The organism is Streptomyces venezuelae (genome assembly GCF_008642375.1).
Classification (GTDB): Bacteria; Actinomycetota; Actinomycetes; order Streptomycetales; family Streptomycetaceae; genus Streptomyces; species Streptomyces venezuelae_G.
On record NZ_CP029194.1, the window covers coordinates 4,728,203 to 4,748,072 of the forward strand.

Here is a 19,870-nt window from a genome sequence, read left to right on the forward strand (position 1 = left end):
GTTCGCCGAGGGCTGTGACGAGAGGAGCGCTGTGTGCGCGATGAGGCGATGGCCGAGCAGGCGAGGGGCATGACTCGCGAGGAACTGCTGGCCCTTCCAGTTGCCGTTGACCTGGACACGGGCAACCGCGCGCTGGGGCTCGGGCGGAGCAAGGGCTACGAGCTGGCCAAGCGAGGCGAGTACCCGTGCAAGGTCCTGCGCTTGGGCAAGGCGTACCGCGTAGTGACGGCGGACCTGCTCAGTCTGTTGGGGCTCGCCGCTTGAGGGCGAAGGAAGGTAGCAGACGGTTCTGCGCTGAGCTGACACAGAATCGCTGGACTGTTGCCGGGCGTGGACGTACGGTCCGTGTTCCCTCGCCCCGCTCGGGAAGCGAGAGAGCCTCCGGCGAGGCAACGCCGGAGGCTCATCGACCCCCCGCCCGTAATCCCACGAACGACCCCGCGCGCCGGGCCAGCATGCCTGGCGACGCGAGAAGAGGAGCTGCCCAGTGCAACCTGCGATGCCCGAGCCCTATTCCGACCAGGGCAAGACAGAGTGGCCGCCGGTCGCCGTGCCCGGACAGCCGGGCCGGACCACAGCCGAGACCGGCCAGGACGGCGGCGATCCGGCACCGACCTCACCGCTCGACGAGCGGTGTTCAGAAAATGAACGGCCCGACCCCGACCCCGAGCGGCGTTCAGAAAATGAACGGCCGGATCCGGAGCCGACGCACGGATCCGAGCTGTTGGACGAACTGCGTGCGCAGATATCGAAGTTCGTGATCCTGCCCTCCGAGCAGGCGCTCGACGCGGCCACCTTGTGGGTGGCGGCGACGCATCTCCAGCCCGCGTGGCAGCACGCCCCACGTCTGGCGGTGGTGGGGCCGGCGAAGCGGTGCGGCAAGTCCCGGCTGCTGGACGTGCTGACCGAGACGGTCCACGAGCCGATGCTCACGATCAACACCACGCCGGCGGCGGTCTTCCGCTCGATCACTGAGGAGCCGCCCACGCTCCTCGTGGATGAGGCGGACACGATCTTCGGCACGCCCAAGCAGGCCGAGAAGAACGAAGAGATGCGTGGCCTGCTGAACGCCGGCCACCAGCGCAACCGGTACGTGACCCGTGTGGTCGGAAACGATCACACGCCCCACCGGTTCGCCACCTTCGCCATGGCGGCCATCGCCGGGATCGGCGACCTGCCCGACACGATCATGGACCGGTCGGTGGTCATCCGCATGCGCCGCCGAGCGGAAGGCGAGAGCGTCCGGCCCTTCCGGTCGCGGCGGGACATCCCCGCCCTGCACGGCCTGCGCGACCGCATCGCCGCCTGGGCGGGTCCCCTGGTGGACGAGGCCGCCGACCTGGAACCGGCGATGCCGGTCGAGGACCGGGCAGCCGACACCTGGGAACCCCTCGTCATCGTCGCCGACCTCGCCGCCGGCACCTGGCCGCGTCGCGCCCGCACCGCGTGCGAGCAGATGGTCGCCTCCGAGGCGGCGGCCGAGGAGGACCACCCCAGCGGGGCCCGCATCCTGGCCGACATCCGGCGCGTCTTCGCCTCGCAGCGCGAGGTCGACAGCCTCTCCACGGAGGAGCTGATCCACCACCTGCGCCAGGATCCGGAGAGCCCGTGGGCCGAGTGGGGGCGCAGCGGGCTCAGCCCGCGTGACCTCGGCTCGATGCTCCGGCAGTTCGGCATCAAGCCCGGAAACGTCCGCATCGTCGACGGAACCCAGCGCAAGGGCTACATGCGCAACAAGTTCCTCGACGCCTGGCGCCGCTACTGCCCGACCGTCCACCCGGTCGAGGCCGCACCCACCCACCCGCAGGGCTGACCCCGCCCCACCCCCAGGTTGCCGTCCTTGCCGTCCCTGCCGTGATTCCGCAGGTCAAACGGCATAGGCGCAAGACGGTAGCCGGGCCCAAGACGGCAACACGATCGCACCCGCCCGCGCAGGCCGCCGGTACGTCGCCCGCATGCGTCTCGTGACGTCCCACGCGTACGTGCCGTATCGCCGCAGGTCACCGGCCATGAGGCCAAGACGGAGGGCCGACCCGCGCCGTCTCCACCGGGACACGGCCAGGACGGACGCCGACCGGGCCTGCCGTACCGGCCCTGACCTGCGCTTGCAACGGCCAAGACGCCCAAGACGCATCACGCCACCACCACAGGAGCTTCCCGCTTGAGCACCCCTGCCATACCCGCCCACCACCGGACAGCCCACCAGGCGACCGGCTGGGACCGCGCCGCGATCCTCGCCCTCGGCGCTGCCGCCTGCGCGCTCTCGTACGACGCGCTTCAGCAGATGGCCGTCGCCATCCACATCCGCGGGTTCCTCACCTACCTCTTCCCGCTCGTGATCGACGGGTTCATCGCCTACGGGGTACGAGCCCTCATCGTCCTGCGCACCGCCCCGTTCCGGGCCCGCCTCTACGTATGGACCCTGTTCGGAACAGCGACCACGGCGAGCATCTGGGCGAACGCCCTGCACGCTCTCCGCCTCAACCAACAGGTCACATCCGACGGCCTGTACCTGGGCGACGCCACCGTGGGCGTCCTCTCCACCATCGCGCCGCTCGCCCTGGCCGGAGCGGTCCACCTCCACATCCTGATCACCCGCGAGACCACGATCGAGGCTCCGGAACAGCCGGCCGGGGATACGGAGGCCAAGCGGCGAGGCGGACGTCCACCGGACGCCTCGCTGGAGGACCTGGTCGAAATAGGCCGCGCCGCTGCCACCGAGCAGGGCGAGCTGTCCCGAGCGGTTGTACGCACGGCCGTGCAAGCCCAGGGGCTCGGCATGGCCGGCAAGCGACTGACCGAGGTCATGAACATCCTCCGGGCCGAGGCGAAGGCCGCTTCCGAAACCTCCTGACCTTCCGAACCCTGCGCCCGGGTGGGGTGGTCGGAACCCTTCCGACCACCCCGACCACGGCCTCATCCACACGCTGGGGGCCGCTCCTGTGGATACGCACACGCGCCCCCGACATCCGCTTCCGTCCCGCGCATCGGAGAACGCCTGTGCCCCGTGACTCTCACGACGACGCCACTACCAGTACCGACACGGCGTCCCTCCAGCCGAAGTCGCCTAGGTTCATGGACCGTTTGCGGCAGGCGTTCGGACGGGCAGCCCCTGGCGGAGCCAGTAGTACCCCGAGTCCGACTCAAGGCCGGTCTTCGGGGGTCTCCGCCCCGGGGGTGGCGGAGACGGTCCGACGCCAGGGGGCGCCGGACCAGGAGGTCGGGGCCGAGGGCGGCCCCGACCCGGACGAGCTCCACGCCGTCCAGCAGCAGATCCTCCGCCCCACACCCGCCGCCGGGCCGACGGCCGGTGAGCGAGCGGTGCAGAGCGTCCAGCCGGCGATCCGCCGTTTCAACGGAACCAAGCGGACCGTCCGTGTCGGCCCGCTGCGGTTCACCGGCGACGAGCACACCAACCTCCAAGAGGCCGCTGCCGAGCACGGCTACAGGGGGGAATCCGGCTTCGCCGCCGACATCGTCCTCGCGTTCGTATCCGGTCGGTTCACCGCGAACCTGCCGATGTCCGAGGACCGTCGCCGCACCCACATGTTTCGCGCACAGGTGCTGCGCGAGCTCAACCGCATCGGCGTCAACGTCAACCAGATCGCCCGCGCCCTCAACAGCGACCTCGCCCCACCCGACACCCGTCACCGCCTCGACGAGCTCCACCACCTGCTGGAACTGATCGCCGAGGCCCTACGTGAACCGGACACCACCAGGAAGGACCTGGCCGCGTGATCGCCGCCATCAAACCGGCCGGGTCCAACACCCGTGGACTGCTCGCCTACCTCTACGGCCCCGGCCGCCACGACGAGCACACCGACCCGCACATCGTCGCCGGCTTCGCCACGCTCGGCATGCCCGACCCCGGCCGCGACCAGGAAGCGACCCTCACCCAGCTCGCCCGCCACCTCGACGAGCCCGTCCACCTTCGGAACAGCGAGTTCGGCAAGAAGGTCACCGACCTCGTCTGGCACTGCCCCGTCCGCACCGCCCCCGAAGACCGCCACCTCTCCGACGCCGAATGGGCCGAGATCGCCCAGCGGATCGTCGAAGCCGCCGGCATCGCTCCGCCCGGCGACGACCTGGCCTGCCGCTGGATCGCCGTACGCCATGCAGACGACCACACCCACATCCTCGCCACCACCGTCCGCGAAGACGGCCGCCGCCCGAAGCTCCACGACAGCGGCATCCGCGTCGGCGACGCTTGCCGCCAGATCGAGAAGGACTACGGCCTCCGCCAGCTGAAGAAGGGCGACCGCACCGCTGGACGCCGGCCCACCCAGGCAGAGATGCACAAGGCCGAACGCCTCGGCTGGGAGCAGACCAGCCGCGACTGGCTCCAGGACCGCATCCGCGCCGCCATCCCCCACGCCAGCAACGCCGAGGAACTCCTCGCCTACCTCGAAGCCGACGGCATCGCGGTCAAACCCCGCCGCGGACCATCCGGAGACCTCCTCGGCTATGCCGTCGGCCGCCCCGGCGACCTCAACAAGGACGGCGAACAGATCTTCCACCCCGGCGGAAAGATCGCCCCCGACCTCACCCTCCCCAAACTCAAGTCCCGCCTCGAAACCACCGCGCCGGAGGAGCACCCCACCGCCCGCCGCGACCAACCTGCCACCTCCTGGCACCAGGCCACCGACGCCCTCGACACCCTCCATACCGGCATGGCCGACGACACCCACGCCCAGGCCCACATCACCGCGCTCGGCGACCTGATCGAAGCCACCGCCCAGAAAGCCCCCGCTCACCTCCACGCCGAACTTCGAGCAGCATCAAGGGCATTCGCACGCGCTCAGCGCTCCCAGATCCGAGCCGAGAATCAGGCTGCCCACACCCTGCGCAAGGCCGCCCGCGACATCGCCCACACCGCCACTGGCCCCGACGGCAGCGCCCTGGCGACCCTGCTGGCCACCCTCGTCTGGGCAACGGTCGTCGCCGCCCGCTGGCACGAGGCGAAGAACCACGCCCACCAGACCGAAGCCGCCCGCCAGGCCCTCCACCACCTCCAGAACGCCGCCGACCGCGCTCTCATGCCCGTCGTCGGCAGCCTCGCCACCCGCCGGCCGAGCGAGCAGGCCCGCCGGACCCTCACCAACGACGTACGGGCCGCCGTCCCCGACCATGCCGACCGCATTCTCACCGACCCCGCCTGGCCGGCCCTCGCCACCGTCCTCGCCGACGCCGAAGCCGGTGGTCACAAACCCCACCAGCTCCTCAAGGAGGCCGCCGCCCAGCGTGAACTCACCACCGCCCGCCAACCCGCCCGCGTCCTGATCACCCGCATCCAGCACGCCAGCCGCAACCCCGCCCCCAACCCCCGCGCCGAAGCCGCCCGCCGCCGTTCGGCTGCGTTTGCCCATGTCGCGGCTCAGCATCCCAAGACATCCCAGGCCCCTGCGAAGGCTGGCGTCCCCGGCGCCTACCAGTCTCATCGCAGGCGATAGAGACATATCCCGTCGCGCCGTAGGTCACGGTCAGTGGATCCCCTGACACATGCCGAAGACGCCTCGGGGCGTGAGGGGTAGAAGTGCACCCGACATTGCCAACTCGATGTCCAGCGAAGAGAAACATCTCTAGGCTGGGCCCGCCGAGTCCCAAGGTGCTTAATCCGTACGAGCGTTCAGACCTTGCGTGAAGGGAATGCCTTGCCCACTTCCCCCACGGAGAAGGGACGGTGTCAGCTCTGTGGCGGCGTCATACGGATAGATCGACGTACGGGCAAAGTGCTTGCCCACCCTCGCGGGGGCTTGGGAACTGGACTGTGCCCAGAGTCTGCGAAGCAGCGCTATCAGCCGGGGGCACCCCAGACACCGCTCTACCGAATCGGCAGTCCCAGCACCTCTCCTTCCGCGCCACGGCCCCGCCGCAGCACGATCCGGGAGGTGCCTGTGCCGAGGCCGTCGTGGATCCCGCTGTGGGGCGATATCGATGCACCCATCGTCACTCTCCCGGCCCGGGGCCGTACCGGCTACTGGATCCCCAAGCGCAGCTGGCAGAGGCACGAGCAGTTCGTGCACGACTACGTGCACGGCCGAGCCAGGCCGGAGTGGGAAAGAGACAATGACTCCTGGGCCGTGTCCACGGACCACTTCATCGAAGTGGCAGGCACCCTTGTGCAGCAGCACGGCCGCATCCTGCTCGGCCGGGAGTTCAATCGCTCCGAGAAGTGCAACCATCGCTGCATGAATGCCCTTGGCTACGTGTGTACCTGCTCCTGCCGGGCACGCAACCACGGTGGTGGCCGATGGATGACTGGATGGCGCATTGCCGACGACACCACTCTGGTGACCAACGGGCGCTCGTGGAGCTGGACCATTCTGGAGAAGATCCCACCAGGGACATCTCGCCCTTGATCAGCAGCCGCGACAGCGTGACCCCACGTTCTCCTGCCTGGGTGAGCCCTGGTCCCGAGGCCGCTCAGGAAGACAGAGCCGCGTCCAGGTACTCCTGCACCGGCTCGAACAGTCCGTACGGCACGTACTCCGGGATCTCGCCATGGGCGACCCAAGCCAGTTCGGCCAGCTCCTCGGTGTCCGCGACGTGGGCCGTTCCGCCCAACACCTCGCACGCGGTGTACGACATCAGCCGGCCCGTCTTCGGGTGGACGCGCTCGCCGAGCAGCTTCACGGCCGCCACGGTCAGCGCGGTCTCCTCCTGGGTTTCCCGCACAGCGGCGTCCTCGCGGGCTTCGCCAGGCTCGACCTCGCCAGCCGGGAACTGCCAGGAGAGCTGTCCCTCGCTGACCCGGCGGCGCACCATCAGCACGCGTCCCTCATTCACGACGATGGCTGCGGCGATGCCCGGGCGCTCGTCCGTGTTCTGGTTCGTCACGTCTGCTCCTCCAGGACGGCCAGGATGGGTGGGAAGATCGTATCGACGGGGATGAAGCGAGGCACCGCTTTTCTCGGGACCCACATGACGTCGATGTTCTCGGCCGCGTCGCTGTTGGTGGCCTCGCCGGCCAGGTATTCGCAGAGGAAGTACTCGCACAGCACTCCGGTTACGGGGTGAAGGCGGTTCCCGAGGTGATGCCGGACCGCGCAGTGGACACCCGTCTCGTCCAAGGTCTCCCGCACGGTGGTGGTCTCCGCCTTGCCGCCCGGCTTGATGACGCCGGCCGGGAACTGCCAGGTGATTCCGGCGGCGTCGTCGTCCCGTCGGCACACCAGGAGGACATCGCTGTCGCGGACGACCACTGCGATGGCCACCCGCAGCGCCTGTGCTCCTGGCGGTGTCGAGTCCGCTGGGGCCTGTTCCTTCGCCAGTAGGAGCGCGAAGCGCTGTCGCGCAGCCGGAGGAGCCTGCTCATGGGCCGTGTCGAGGAGCTGCTGCATCTCCCTGCGAGGCACGACGGACGCGTCGGAGTGCCAAGTGGCCACAGTCCTCACGGCGATGCCGAGGTGAGCGGCGAACTGTTCGTTCCCGAGTCGTAGGGCGGACTGCAGCAGGCAGGCGTACCGGCCGCTCCAGCGCTCGATCACGTCCACAAGTCTGCCCCCTCGTCGCCGCCCCGGTGCAGGAATCCGCGCGCCGAAAGTGCACTCCCACTGCACTGGCACTTCATGGTCACGCGAGGAGAGCCCCGGAAGAATCGGAGTCACCAGGGGCCAAGGAATTACCCGCGTAAGGCTCAGTCCCTGGGAGGCGTATGAGAGGCGCGAGAGCGCCAGACGACCACAGGGAGATTCTAGGTGCGTACCTCCAGCGGATAGTGGAGACAGAGAAGTTGGCCGAATCGGAACTCTCGATGGGCTGATCGGCCGCACCTTGGCCGACGTTCGCCCGTCCGGGGCATTGCCCGTACGCCCGAACCGCCCCGTCAGCGCCGGTAACCTCAGCAAGTGACGGCTGATCGTCCGTCATGTTCGGTTGCTAGCAAGGCGAAAGGGAGTCAATGGCCGAGGTTCAGGCACACACTGTCGAGCGCACGCTCGTCCTGCTCAAGCCCGATGCGCTGGCGCGTGGCCTGGCGGGAAGGGTCATCACTCGATTCGAGGATGCCGCGCTGAAGATCGTCGGTACCAAGATGAAGTGGATGGACGAGGAGCTCACCCGCAAGCACTACTTCAACCTTGAGGAACGGCTGGGCTCGGAGGTCTACGGCGTCGCGGCGACGTTCATGCAGCAGGGGCCGGTCATCGCCCTGGTGCTGGAGGGCTTCGACGCGATCGCCACCGTCCGCAAGATCGTCGGCAGCACGTACCCGAACCAGGCTCCGGCCGGCACGGTACGGGGCGACTTCTCGCACTACAGCGCCGCGGCCAGCACCGCGTCGGGCAAGGCGGTCGCGAACCTCGTGCACGCCTCCGGCAACGCGGAGGAAGCGAAGCAGGAGGTGGAGCTGTGGTTCGACAAGGACGAGCTGCAGGACTACAAGACGCTGGCCGAGATCTACACGTACTAGCAGCGGGTCACGGCGTCACCGCAGGGACGCCGGGGCGTTGATCACCACTGGGGCACGACTGTTTGATCCGAGAGGGCACCATGACCAACCAGACCCGCCTGGCCTCCACCGACGAGCTGGAGTCGATCTTCCAGCGTGAGCTGGCGACCGACCGGTGGGCGGCCACCGAGACCGCGTACGCCCTTGCAGTGCGCCACCGCGACCTGGGCGACTGGCCCGCGTCGCAGGAATGGGCCCAGCAGTGCCTGCGTCTGCTGGAGGGCTTCCCCAGCGAGACGGAGGAGCAGGTCGCCACCGGCCGTACGTCGGTGGGCGGCATCCAGCTGCCGACCTACCTGCACTCGGGCGTCGTCCAGGAGCGCTTCGGCGCCCTCGGCTGACACCCGCAGATCCACAGGGGTGATGCGGCCGGCACCCGCATCGGCCGCATCACCCCGCGTTCCACCACCAACCCCATAGCGATCGCCCGACCGGACAGGCCCCTCACGGCAGGGTCCGGCTGGCTTCGCCATGCCTGAAACAAGGAGGCAGCAGCCCCGTGGCCGTCGAGATCGAGATGCGTGCCCGCTTCACCAAGGAAGCTCACGACCTGCTCGTCACCCGTCTGAAGGAGGACGGAGAGGACCTGGGCCCCGACGACAAGCACATCTACTTCTACGTGCTCCCCGACCAGCTCCTGAAGGTCACCGACAACACCGCCGCCGGCACCGCCAAGATCACCCTCAAGGGAAGCAAGATCGGACAGGGCGCGGCCTTCGCGGAGACCGAGTTCGCCATCGCACCCGCCGACGTCCCCGCCGCGGTGAAGGTGTTCAACGCCCTCGGCTTCGAGACGACGATGCACGAGGCGTTCAACTTCCGCCACAACTTCCGCTTCGACGGGGTCGAGATCGCGGTCAAGTGGAGCGAGGCGTGGGGCTACCACGCCGAGTTCGAGGTGCTGCTGGAGGACGACGCCTCGGACGCGGCCCGCGCCGAGGCGGAGGCCGAGATCACGGATGTCGCCACGGCGCTCGGCGTGACCCTGATGACGGAGCAGGAGCTGGCCGACTTCACCGCTGCCTTCGAGGCCGCCGAGAAGGACCGCAAGGAGCGCGAGCAGCAGGCCGCGCCGATCCGGTAGGGAACATCACCGCGGAGACCACCAAGGGGGTGGGCACGAATGAGCACGACCCCGTTGACCGCAAGTCTGATCGACCTGGCTGCCCGAGGGCGGCTGCCGCTCCACCAACACATGGACCAGGCCACCATCGCGTGGATCGACGACAACAGACCCGACCTCCCGCAGGCGCCGCAGCTGGCCTTGCGCCCGCTGTCGCGGGAACTCCTGTTGCGCGGCGGGCTGCCCACCCGGTGGTGGACCGACCCGCGGCTGTACACCTCGCTCCACGGCGTCCGACACGCCATGAGGACGGCGGCGCTGGCCGCCGTCCTCGCGGAGACGAACGGCCTGGACGCCGCCGACACCACCACGGCGATCATCGCCGCCGCCGTCCACGACTGCCAGCGACACAACGACAAGGACGATCGAGGACACGGCGACCGCGCGGCCATCTGGCTCGCGGCGAACGCCGACACCGTCTGGGCGCACTTCGGCCTCACCGCCACGCCGAAGCGGATCATCCAGGCGGCCACCGCCGTCCGTCTGCACGACGTTCCGTACGAGGCGTTCAGCACCGACGACCGGACCGACCACGCCCGCGCTGAGCGCATCACCGATGTGGTCAAGGCCGCCGACGCCCTGGACCGCTACCGCCTGCCGAAGCTGAAGTGGTGGCCGGACGCCCGGTACGTCCGCGAGCCCGCCTTTGACCAGGCGCGCGGCCTCGCCTTCGACCTCGTCCTGGTCTCCGAGCGGGCCTACCTCGCCGGGGCCAACGGCACCGAGGCCGTCCGCTACGCACTCGCCGAGAAGGGCCTGGCCTGACCATGGACTTCGTCGACGCCTACCACCTGTGGGCCGATGCCCACGCCTTCTTCGACTCCACCCTCATCCCCAGCCCCGCCAGCCACACCGACCCGCTCGCCGCCCAGGCCGCGGACTGGGACCGGCGGCTGGCCGAGGAGACCCCGAACGGCCATCTGCTTCGGCAGAACGCCCTCTTCGACGCGCTCAGCGGAAACGGCAAGCTGCACCTGTTGCACGTCACCCACGCCCTGGAGGAGATCAGCCGGCAGGGCGTGCTCTACCCGTCGGGCGGCTGCCTCGTCGGAAGCATCTACTGCGCGCCGCTCACCGCGACCGACCAGGGCTTCCGTATGCACAACCTGGGCTCGTACGTCCTGACCAAGGAAGCGCCGGCCTTCCTGGCCAAGCTCGGCGTCACCGACCGCGTCCCCACGCCGTTGATCTTCGAGATCGACACCCCGCCGCAGGCATACCGCGGACTCGCCGGAGTGGACTACCTGCGGCTGGGACTCATCCACCTGCAGATCTACAGCCACCTCGAATACCTGCTGAGCAAGAACGAGCGGTACCAGCTGCGCGAGACCGTCGTCGGCCGCGTCAAGAACTCGGCCTCGTTCCTCGCCACCGCGGCGACCGTGGCCTACCAGGGCACCCGCGTCGACGCCGAGCCGTACCTCCGGCTGCTCGACGAGACGATCCCCCGCCTGCCGATCCTCGGCTACCTGTACTTCGAAGCGGTCGCCGAGTACCTGATGCTCCACTCGACCTCGCACCACACGCAGCGTCTGGCCGAGCTCGGCGAGCTGAACAACTGGCTGTACAAGGAGATGCTGTTCGCCTCCTTCCCCGCCATGGCCGGCAAGTTCGACCTGGCGAGGTTCCGACCCCGACCGAAGCAGCTGGCCGCGCTCCTCCACCGGGTCGACCCGACTATCGACACCATTCACGCCAGCTCATACCTGGTGGAGCGGATCAGTTACCTCGTCGCCGCGCGCCTCTTCGCGCCCGGCGATGCCCCCGAAGCCTGGCACCACACGCGCTGGGAGTTCGACTCCCTGGCCACCCAGCTCGGCCCTCTGCTTGGCCACCTGATCCACCGGGAACTGCGCACCTTCGGCCGCTACCCCGACTTCTACTTCTACTTCGACCAGCACAAGGCGCTGCAAGCCTGGAACTACTGGAACCACATGGACATCGTCGCCCCGTTCAACGGCACGATGCCCAAGGGCGAGATCGGCATCAACCCGGCCTACCCCAACCTCGACTACCGCGTCTGGCGCGCCGAGCAGGACGATGCCGGCCACCTCCACGCGGCCGAGGAGCTCTCGCTGACCATCGCCCCGCGCCTGGTGGACATCAAGTACACCCTCATGCGCAACAACCAGTGGACCGCCCCCGCGCCCAGCGCTGCCTGATCCACCGCCGCCGCCTGCGGCCCACTACACCCCGAGCAACCTCACACGTAGGAGACCCGTGATGAGTCCCTCCGGCATGCCCTCCGTCGACCTCCTCGGCGAGCAGATCGCCTCCGTCCTCGCCGACCCCGCCACCACCCACGGCCTCGCCCGTACCCTCCGGGCCGCCGCCAAGGAGATCGAACTCCACCGCTACCACCACTCCAGCCGCCGCGCCTGGCCCAACGGCCGGATCGACGACAAGCCCGCCAATGTGCAGATCGGCGGCGGAGCCCACCGCATCGACGGCTTCTTCAATATCGACCTCGTCCCGCCGGCCGACCTGCTCTGGGACATCCGCGAGGGCGTACCCCTCCAGGACGACAGCGTCGAAGAGATCTTCGCCGAGCACTTCCTGGAGCACATCGACTACCCGCGTTCGGCCAAGCAGTACGTCCGCGAGGCCCACCGGGTCCTCGCGCAGGGCGGCCGGATCATCACCGGCGTCCCCGACGCCGCCTTCGCCCTGAGCCAGTACCCCGGCCCCCTGGACACCACTGACGAGACGATCGAACGCTGGTACGCCAAGCGCGACTGCCGCGGCCACGTCAACACACGGCTCGACCTCGTCAACCTCGTCTTCCGCGACCAGGACGACGACCCCACGTACACCCCGCACCTGTGGGCCTACGACCACGAGAAGCTCGTCCAGCTCTTCACCGAGGCCGGCTTCACCACCGTCGAGCCCTGGACGTTCGACCCCACCATGGCCAACCCGAAGCGCCGCTGGGGCAGCGTCTACGTCGTCGCCACGAAGTAGCCCCTCAAGCAGCCCGCGAGTCCGGGACGCCCCGTCCCTAGCCGCCCCGGACTCGCGGGCCTCCACCCACCACGGCGCCACGCACCCGCCCGGCCACACCGCCGAGGGAGCCACCCGCATGAACCAGGTCCCCCCGTCCACCAGCGAGCTGACCCTCGCCGCCACCCCCAACGCCGTCGCATGGGCCCGCCGCCACACCGTCGACATCCTCCAGCGCTGGCGCTTCCCCGACGAGGGCATCGAAGTCGCCCGCCTCCTTATTTCGGAGCTGGCCACCAACGCGATCGAGCACGCGCGACCCACGGAGACGTCTGAAGCGGCCGCCGCCGGACCCCTGGGTGTCGGCACGATCGTTCTCAGGCTCTGGCCCACCGACGGCGGCATCATCCTCGCGGTCAGCGATCCCGACCCGCGACCGCCGGCGCCCCGCGCCCATGACGCCAGAGCCATCGGGGGGCGCGGACTCGTCCTCATCCAGGCCATGTCCAGCCGCTGGGGCTACTTCCCCACACAGCCACACCCCGGGAAAATCGTCTGGGCAGAGATTCCCGCTCGCCCCAACAGCGCCCTGGGCGAGCCAGCCAGCGGTGGCCGGCAAGCCGCCCCGATGCTCATCGGGCGAGTCCTAACCGGCCTACGCGAGCTGTAGAACGCAACGCGTCCACTGCCGGATGGGAATCCGCGGCTCGTCCGGCTCGGGCATGAGGACCTGCGCCGAACGGCGGCCCGTCAGCCTTCGAGGGAGCCGTGATGGTCGTCTGGACGCGCTGCCCTGCCATGTCACCTCGCGTCTGTTCTGCGGATCAGGACAGATTGGCCCCTTCGCTTTCGACGCTCACGGATACTGTGAGGAGAAGGCGGCGAAGGGGAGAAACGTGGAGAGCTTGTTCCGGGCGGTCGAGCCGCGCGATGACGTGCTGGCTGGCGAACTCACAGAGTCGCGCTTTGCAGCGTCGCTCGAGGAGGTCGTCGCAGGTACGGCCCCGGACACTTACGCCGACGCAGGGCACTTCTTCGCGGCCACCTTCCCATCAGCTGGCCTGAAGTCATTGCTTAACGAGGTCCTGGGGCGTATCGGCGGTGGCAAGCCGGACGGCGCCAGCGTGATCCGTCTGGAGACCAACCTCGGAGGCGGTAAGACCCACAACCTCATCGCGCTGTTCCATGCGGCCCGAGGACGACTCGATGTAGGTCACGCGGCAGAGTTCATGGACGCCTCACTCCTCCCGGGCGAGCCCGTAGATCAAGTAGGGGTATTCGTCGGTACCAGCACCGGCGCGCAGAGTTTCCCTGAGGTCGCCGGCGTCACTCCCCGTACTGTCTGGGGATACCTAGCACTTCAGATCGGTGGGGCTGCTGGGTACGAGTTCGTTCGAGCAGACGACGAGGCGCTCACTGCGCCGGGCTCCGATGCGATCAAGCGGATGCTGGGGGACCGCCCCTCGCTGCTCCTCATCGATGAGATCGCTCGCTACTACCACGTCGCCAAGGGGGTGCGAGTCGGCGAAACAACGCTCGCCAGCCAGACCACGGCCTTCCTGATGGCGCTCATGGAGGCGGTTGATGGTCTGCCCCATGCGGCATTGGTGATTACAACCACCGGGGTGACTGATGCATTCGGCGACGCGACGAGCGATGTGCTTGAGGCCATAAACGAGGCGCGTTCGCTCATGGCGCGCAAGGAGCTAGTCCTCCGCCCCAGTGAGGAACCCGATCTCCCGAAGATCCTTGCGCGTCGTCTCTTCAAGCAGCGCGAGAGCGGTAGCGCCGCGGCGTCCGCCGCTCAGGCGTATGCGGAGGCCGCCGACGCTGCGTATGCCAGTGGCCTGGATCTCCCGGAGGGCATGGTTGGCAGCGGCTGGGCATCAGAGGTTGCGCGAACGTATCCGTTCCATCCCGCCCTCATCCGGATCTTGGACAAGCGCTTGTCTACGATCCCGAACTTCCAGCGCACCCGCGGTGCGCTGCGGCTGCTTGCCCGTGTTGTGCGTCGTCTCTGGGCTCAGCAACCGGATAACACCTACTTGATTCACCCGCACCACATCGATCTGACGGAACGGGTTATCGCTGAGGAGCTCTCCAGTCGGCTGGAGCGACCACAGTTCGAGCCTGTGATTCGGGCAGACATCGCATCCCAGGCTGGCGCGGAGTTGTCGCACGCTGAGCGGGTCGACGAGCGGATGGGCGCGCCCTACGGGCGGCGTCTTGCAGCTGCGGTCTACCTCTACTCCCTCACGCGTGATGTGCCGGGTGTGCAGCCTCCCGAGCTCTTCGGCGCAACGCTTGTCCCTGGAGACGACGCCAACCTGCTGCAGAAGGCGCTCGATGGTCTCGAGTCTGCCTGTTGGTACCTGCACGCAGATGTGCGCGGGTACCGCTTCTCGACTGAGGCGTCCCTGGTGAAGCTGATCCAGGAGGCCGAGAGCGAGATAAGCGTGACCAAGGCGCGCACCAAGGCCACGAGGATCCTGACCGAACAGTTCCGCGACAGTACGCTCAAGGTCCGACGGCACTGGGATGACGCGAAGGTCCCAGACAATGCCGAGGATGCGTGGCTGGTCGTAATGCACTGGGACGACTTCGGTGACCCGCGCGGCGTTGACCCTCACGGCGCTATCCCTCCCAAGATCCAGGAACTGTGGGAGCGCACTCCGTCCGGCGGGGTTCGCGAGTACCGCAATCGACTGGTGGTGCTGGCACCGTCACTGGGCACGCATGATGCGATGGTCCGTGCTGTGAAGACTCACCTCGCCCTCGAAGAGCTCTCCACGAGCGCAGACACGCTGAACGCTCTGACCCCTGAAAAGCGCGGCGAGCTGAAGGACAAGGCCAAGGAATCAGCGCTCATGGCAAGGGTTGCGGTCTGTAACCATGTAAACGCGCTTTATGTGCCGACGAGCCAAGGTCTTGAGGCAGTGCAGCTCGATCAGGTCACTACATCATCGGTATGGCCCAACCAGACCGATGCGATCTTGAGCCGTCTCGCTGCAATGGAGAAGACGCTTCGCGCCGGCGACAAGGCAATTGATCCGGCACACATCAAGAGCAAGCTCGGCGACCTGATGAACCGGCCTCAGCCGACTGAAGAGCTGGTCAAGGCATTCGCCAGGCGCCCTGATCTCAAGATGGTATTTGACCGGGCCCAACTGGTCTCCCTGATCAGTGCCGGCGTCCGCAACGGTGTGTGGGAGTACCAAGACCCGGACCGTGGCGACGATGGTTGGGCAACCAAGGAGCACCCAGGTGCGAGCATTCGGCTAGCGGCAGATGTCCTCCTGCACCCGCCCGGCTCAGCTCCGGCGCCTGTCGAGCAGGCGTGCCCTCTCTGTGACACCGTCCATCCTGGTCGTGGTTGCCCCGATGAGACACTGAACGGTTCTTCAGGTGGTGGCACCCAGCTGGGCCTCCAATCGGCCAAGCCCACTGTGTTCACCGCCGCAGGCGCGGCCGGGAGCGCCTTTGCACAGGCACGCAGCGCAGCCGCGGATACGCAGCGGGAAAGCCTGGTGGAATTGAAGATCGAGGTTGACCACCTGGGCGCCGGAGCGGGCCCTGAGCTGTTGCGACTCCATTCGATCATCCCACCGGCAACCTTGGGAGCCGACCTGACTTACGATGTGGATGTGGTCGTCACCCTAGGTGACGGCCAGATGCACACGGCAAAAATCTCCTATGTGGGGACACCCAGGGACTACGCTCCGCTCCGAGAAGCTCTCAAGCAGTTGCTTGGACCGCGTGAGTCCGTGCTCAAGGCTTCAGTAACCGCTGCCTTCGCCGACCCGCTGCCATTGTCCGGCGACGTGGTGGAACGCTTCGCGCAGGCCGCGCGCGATACTGGTCCGACCAAGTGCAGGATTTCGATGCGCACTGAGAGTGACGGATGAGCCGAGCCGAGCAATACACCTGCCTAATTTCCCGCGATGAGGATGGCCGCATCGTTGCAGTTGATGTCGCCGCAGATGATCTCGATGGCGGTCATCGAGCCATCCATGTAAATGGCGGTCGCGCCACACACATCGCGGCACCTCTCCAGGATGTCCTGCGTAGTGCCGGACTGCGGGGGCGAGACTGGAACGCACCCAAGCCGGTGGTACTCGATCCCATGCTCGGCGCACACGCAGAGTTGCTGCTGCGTGCTGTGAAGCCACTTCGCCGAACGGACCGGATCATTGACATTGCCGCAGGGGTCGCTGCGATGAGTCGAGAGGAAGCGACCTACTGGCATGCGCAGGTCCAGCATCGTCATGGGCTCAAGGCGCTACGCATCCTCCTCGATGGAGGTAAGCGCAGGTGACCCTGAGCACCAAAAGAGCAGATCAGGGCGCAGCGGACGGATCCGCCGTGCAGACACAGTGGGAGGCCAGACGGTGACCCGGAGCCTTATCGAGCAGTGGTTGCCTTCAGCGTCTATTGGCGCCGAAAGCGTTAGGGAAACCGGGACCTTCACGGCTTTGCCGCCGACTTTTGCGTTGCACGTCTGGTGGGCTCGGCGTCCTCACATTGCCAGCCGCGCGGCTGTGGTTGCTTCTGCGCTACCGGCCTGGCCGACGCCTGGTGAAGCGGAAAAGGATGAGGACTGCGCGCGCGTCCTCGCCGGCTTGCAGAACGAATTTCCCGGCGGAGAGAAGGAATACCATGCATGGTTCCTGATGTGCTTGGGAATCGTTGGTGATCCCGTTTCTTCACGGAAGGCAATTGCGGCAGCTAAAGAGGCCGGCATTAAGCTTCCAGGGAACGGATACGGGTATCCGCGGGCGTTCACGGAAAGCCCAGGCCGTGAGAATCTTGAGCGAATTTCGCGACTTTCTGGGTTGCGCAGCAAAACCGGATCCGAGGAAACGACTCTCCTGGATATGTTCTCCGGAGGAGGGAGTATCCCGTTTGAGGCAGTGCGATATGGATTCGATACGTACGCCAATGAGTTGAACCCAGTGGCATCCGCGATCCTTGAAGGCACGGTGGCTCTTCCTGCCGACCTCGGGGTCGAATTCACGCAGGTTATTAGCGCCTGGGGCAACCGTTGGGCTGGCCGTGTGCGTAAGAGGCTCGAAGAATTCTATCCTCTACAGGGTGGGGAAACGGTGGTCGCCTACGTTTGGGCGCACACCGTTCCTTGTCCTACGACCGGCCGCCCAACGCCACTGTCGCCAAACTATTGGCTCGCTCGCCCCGCATCCGGCCTTAAGGTCGCCGTAGACCTGGAGATCGACCACGAGAAAGGGACAGTAAAGCCGAGAATCGTAGAGGGCAGTGCTGCTGCGACTCCCGGAAGCAGAGCTACATATAAGAATGGCACAGCGACCAGTATCTGGACTGGCGAAACATTCTCCGGCGAATATATTCAGGAGATGGCGCAATCAGGGCACCTTGGCCAGCAACTCCTGGCTCTGGCAACCACCCGTAGCGGGGTCAAGGGGCGAAGGTTCCGCGTGCCGACGAGCGATGATCTAGCTGCTGTCCAGGCTGCGGAGAGGGAGCTCTCGGACCGCCTCCCTGGTTGGGAGATCTCCGATCTCGCGCCCACAGACGAGATTCCGGATGGATGGAAGACTTCCGAACCGCGCCGCATGGGACTTACCCGCTGGTCGGACATGTTCACTCCACGGCAGCTACTGGCAAACCTGACTGCGCTCGAAGAGACCCAGAAGATTGTCGCAGAGGCGAGAGAAGAGATTGGTGAGCCGTACGCGAAGGCGCTCGGACTCTATCTCGCGTTCGCGATCAGTAAGTGCCTGAACTACAACAGTCGGATGAGCGTCTGGCACTCATTGCGCCAAGTTACGGCGAACACATTCAGTCAGCATGACCTCTCATTCAAGATGTCGTTTGCTGAGCTCGATGCGGCACATTCGCTGCCGGACTGGGCGATTGATCAAATTCGGCGCACTTATGAAGGAACTGCTCGTCTCATTTCCGGCGGGGATCGATTCGACTCGTCTCGGGACGGCGGAAAGATTGAGATCATAAGTGGATCTGCTGCACAGCTGCCACTGAAGAGTGGATCCGTAGACCTCATCGTCACCGACCCTCCCTATTCGGATAACGTGATGTATGCGGAGCTGTCCGACTACTTCTATGTGTGGCTTAGGCGAGCGCTTAGGGACACGTGGCCGCAGTTTACCAATTTGGTCTCGACAGACAAGGTCTCCGAGGCCGTGGCCAATCCCTACCTATTCAAGGATATGGCGCCACCTGTTCGACGCGGTCGCAAGAAGTCAGACGTCAAGACGGCGGCTAAATTGGCTGATGACCGATACGAAGAGTTGATGAAGCAGTCGTTTCGTGAGGCTCACCGAGTATTGAAGTCTGACGGTGTGATGACAGTCATGTTCACGCACAAGAAGATTTCCGCCTGGGACACCCTTGGCTCGGCGCTTCTGGATTCTGGCTTCTCTATCAACTCGTCGTGGCCAGTCCATACAGAGAGCGAGAACTCCCTTCATCAGGCCAAGAAGAACTCGGCGAAATCTTCAATTTTCCTGGGATGTCGGAAGCGGGTGAATAGCGAACCCGCTTACTGGTCGGATATCCGACGCGATGTGGAGCGAGCTGCAGAAGATTCCGTAACGCGATTTGCTGCGCAGGGGATGACCGGAGTCGACCTCACGATCGCAACATATGGTCCGGTCCTTTCGGTGCTGTCCAATCGTTGGCCCGTTTACACCGGTGAATTGGATGGTGACGGTAACCCGGAGGTCTTGCGGCCCGACGCGGCGCTCGATTTGGCCCGCGAGAAGGTTGCCTCGCTCAAGAAGCGGGAGCTTCTGGGAGGTCGGGATATCGACTTCGACCGGGTCACTGACTGGTACTTGCTCGCCTGGAGCGACTTCGCTGCTGCGGAATTCCCGTATGACGAAGCAAGAAAGCTCTCAATCGCGACTCACCTTGAGCTCGATGATCTTGCTAAGAGGGACAAGGTGGTCAAGGCGTCGAGCGGAAGCGTTACCCTTCTCACGCCGGCGCAGCGAGTCACAGCGGGTGCGCTTGACCCGGATGCTGCGGAGCTTGGGACGTGGCTCGATCGGCTGCATGCTCTGATGGCGCTGTACGACTCAGATGGTCTCGGCGCAGCGAAGGCTTGGCTGAACCGCACAGGTCTGGCTGACGATTCCACTCTCACTGAGGTGGTTCGTGCAGCCCTCTACGCAATTCCTCGCGTCAAAGAGAAGGGCGCTTTTTCCCGGCCGGAGGCGCGAATCCTGGACAGCCTCCGAGCGGCACTGTTCGATCACATTGAGCCGCCGGCCGACGAGGTGCACCCTGTCTTGCAGCACGAGCAGCAGACCTTCGGATTCGATGTCTGAAATCAGTGTTACGTCGCCGCCGGGATTGAGGGG

Annotated in this window: 18 protein-coding genes; 15 read left to right on the forward strand and 3 right to left on the reverse strand. The window is 66.5% G+C overall.

Annotation, left to right across the window (positions count from 1 at the left end; all coding sequences use genetic code 11):
- Nucleotides 1-48: 48 nt before the first annotated feature.
- The 6 genes from DEJ46_RS21730 to DEJ46_RS21755 all read left to right on the forward strand — a co-directional run bounded on the left by DEJ46_RS21730 (nt 49) and on the right by DEJ46_RS21755 (nt 6,359).
- Entirely contained in the window at nt 49-264 is a 216-nt protein-coding gene (locus tag DEJ46_RS21730; protein ID WP_223835487.1) for a hypothetical protein, read from the forward strand.
- Between the two features lie 223 nt (nt 265-487).
- The gene (locus tag DEJ46_RS21735; protein WP_150268822.1) at nt 488-1,813 is read left to right on the forward strand and encodes a DUF3631 domain-containing protein; all 1,326 of its coding nucleotides are present in this window, start codon (nt 488-490) and stop codon (nt 1,811-1,813) included.
- A 348-nt stretch (nt 1,814-2,161) separates the two neighbouring features.
- Entirely contained in the window at nt 2,162-2,854 is a 693-nt protein-coding gene (locus tag DEJ46_RS39230) for a DUF2637 domain-containing protein (protein WP_190622804.1), read from the forward strand.
- Between the two features lie 323 nt (nt 2,855-3,177).
- Nucleotides 3,178-3,738 carry a MobC family plasmid mobilization relaxosome protein gene (locus DEJ46_RS21745; RefSeq protein WP_150268824.1) on the forward strand — a complete coding sequence of 187 codons (561 nt, stop codon included), beginning with the start codon at nt 3,178-3,180 and terminating at the stop codon, nt 3,736-3,738.
- Nucleotides 3,735-5,450, forward strand: a complete 1,716-nt coding sequence (locus tag DEJ46_RS21750; protein WP_150268826.1) for a relaxase/mobilization nuclease domain-containing protein — start codon at nt 3,735-3,737, stop codon at nt 5,448-5,450. The genes DEJ46_RS21745 and DEJ46_RS21750 overlap by 4 nt, the downstream gene beginning before the upstream one ends.
- 438 nt (nt 5,451-5,888) lie before the next feature.
- The gene (locus DEJ46_RS21755) at nt 5,889-6,359 is read left to right on the forward strand and encodes a hypothetical protein (protein WP_150268828.1); all 471 of its coding nucleotides are present in this window, start codon (nt 5,889-5,891) and stop codon (nt 6,357-6,359) included.
- Between the two features lie 64 nt (nt 6,360-6,423).
- On the opposite strand, the gene DEJ46_RS21760 is transcribed toward DEJ46_RS21755, so the two are convergent.
- Together DEJ46_RS21760 and DEJ46_RS21765 are read right to left on the reverse strand one after the other, a co-directional pair.
- Complete coding sequence (locus tag DEJ46_RS21760; protein ID WP_150268830.1) at nt 6,424-6,837, reverse strand: NUDIX hydrolase; 414 nt, start codon at nt 6,835-6,837, stop codon at nt 6,424-6,426.
- On the reverse strand, nt 6,834-7,493 hold the full coding sequence (locus DEJ46_RS21765; protein WP_150268831.1) for an NUDIX hydrolase: 660 nt from the start codon (nt 7,491-7,493) through the stop codon (nt 6,834-6,836). The genes DEJ46_RS21760 and DEJ46_RS21765 overlap by 4 nt, the downstream gene beginning before the upstream one ends.
- 407 nt (nt 7,494-7,900) lie before the next feature.
- On the opposite strand from DEJ46_RS21765, the gene DEJ46_RS21770 reads away from it, so the two are divergent.
- From DEJ46_RS21770 to DEJ46_RS21805, 8 genes are all read left to right on the forward strand, one after another.
- Nucleotides 7,901-8,410 carry a nucleoside-diphosphate kinase gene (locus DEJ46_RS21770; RefSeq protein ID WP_150268833.1) on the forward strand — a complete coding sequence of 170 codons (510 nt, stop codon included), beginning with the start codon at nt 7,901-7,903 and terminating at the stop codon, nt 8,408-8,410.
- An 80-nt stretch (nt 8,411-8,490) separates the two neighbouring features.
- On the forward strand, nt 8,491-8,790 hold the full coding sequence (locus DEJ46_RS21775) for a hypothetical protein (RefSeq protein WP_150268835.1): 300 nt from the start codon (nt 8,491-8,493) through the stop codon (nt 8,788-8,790).
- A 158-nt stretch (nt 8,791-8,948) separates the two neighbouring features.
- Entirely contained in the window at nt 8,949-9,533 is a 585-nt protein-coding gene (locus DEJ46_RS21780) for a hypothetical protein (protein WP_150268838.1), read from the forward strand.
- Between the two features lie 39 nt (nt 9,534-9,572).
- A complete protein-coding gene (locus DEJ46_RS21785; protein WP_150268840.1) occupies nt 9,573-10,337 on the forward strand; it encodes a hypothetical protein in 765 nt (254 codons plus the stop codon).
- Between the two features lie 2 nt (nt 10,338-10,339).
- Nucleotides 10,340-11,734 carry a hypothetical protein gene (locus tag DEJ46_RS21790; protein WP_150268842.1) on the forward strand — a complete coding sequence of 465 codons (1,395 nt, stop codon included), beginning with the start codon at nt 10,340-10,342 and terminating at the stop codon, nt 11,732-11,734.
- 61 nt (nt 11,735-11,795) lie between these two features.
- Entirely contained in the window at nt 11,796-12,533 is a 738-nt protein-coding gene (locus DEJ46_RS21795) for a class I SAM-dependent methyltransferase (protein ID WP_150268844.1), read from the forward strand.
- A gap of 118 nt (nt 12,534-12,651) precedes the next feature.
- Nucleotides 12,652-13,182, forward strand: a complete 531-nt coding sequence (locus DEJ46_RS21800) for an ATP-binding protein (RefSeq protein WP_150268846.1) — start codon at nt 12,652-12,654, stop codon at nt 13,180-13,182.
- A 226-nt stretch (nt 13,183-13,408) separates the two neighbouring features.
- Nucleotides 13,409-16,417 carry a DUF499 domain-containing protein gene (locus tag DEJ46_RS21805; RefSeq protein WP_190622806.1) on the forward strand — a complete coding sequence of 1,003 codons (3,009 nt, stop codon included), beginning with the start codon at nt 13,409-13,411 and terminating at the stop codon, nt 16,415-16,417.
- 23 nt (nt 16,418-16,440) lie between these two features.
- Here the strand turns inward: DEJ46_RS21805 and DEJ46_RS21810 are convergent, their stop codons facing one another.
- Entirely contained in the window at nt 16,441-16,779 is a 339-nt protein-coding gene (locus tag DEJ46_RS21810; RefSeq protein ID WP_150268850.1) for a hypothetical protein, read from the reverse strand.
- Between the two features lie 121 nt (nt 16,780-16,900).
- Here DEJ46_RS21810 and DEJ46_RS21815 point away from each other — a divergent pair, with 121 nt between their 5' ends.
- Nucleotides 16,901-19,837 carry a DUF1156 domain-containing protein gene (locus tag DEJ46_RS21815; RefSeq protein WP_190622807.1) on the forward strand — a complete coding sequence of 979 codons (2,937 nt, stop codon included), beginning with the start codon at nt 16,901-16,903 and terminating at the stop codon, nt 19,835-19,837.
- Nucleotides 19,838-19,870: the final 33 nt, after the last annotated feature.

What these genes read in the sequence shown, in the direction of transcription:
- DEJ46_RS21730 (WP_223835487.1), top strand. Translation starts at nt 49, where the DNA reads ATGGCCGAGCAGGCGAGGGGCATGACTCGCGAGGAACTGCTGGCCCTT.
- DEJ46_RS21770 (WP_150268833.1), top strand. Translation starts at nt 7,901, where the DNA reads ATGGCCGAGGTTCAGGCACACACTGTCGAGCGCACGCTCGTCCTGCTC.
- DEJ46_RS21775 (WP_150268835.1), top strand. Translation starts at nt 8,491, where the DNA reads ATGACCAACCAGACCCGCCTGGCCTCCACCGACGAGCTGGAGTCGATC.
- DEJ46_RS21785 (WP_150268840.1), top strand. Translation starts at nt 9,573, where the DNA reads ATGAGCACGACCCCGTTGACCGCAAGTCTGATCGACCTGGCTGCCCGA.
- DEJ46_RS21790 (WP_150268842.1), top strand. Translation starts at nt 10,340, where the DNA reads ATGGACTTCGTCGACGCCTACCACCTGTGGGCCGATGCCCACGCCTTC.
- DEJ46_RS21795 (WP_150268844.1), top strand. Translation starts at nt 11,796, where the DNA reads ATGAGTCCCTCCGGCATGCCCTCCGTCGACCTCCTCGGCGAGCAGATC.
- DEJ46_RS21800 (WP_150268846.1), top strand. Translation starts at nt 12,652, where the DNA reads ATGAACCAGGTCCCCCCGTCCACCAGCGAGCTGACCCTCGCCGCCACC.
- DEJ46_RS21810 (WP_150268850.1), bottom strand. Translation starts at nt 16,779, where the DNA reads ATGACGATGCTGGACCTGCGCATGCCAGTAGGTCGCTTCCTCTCGACT.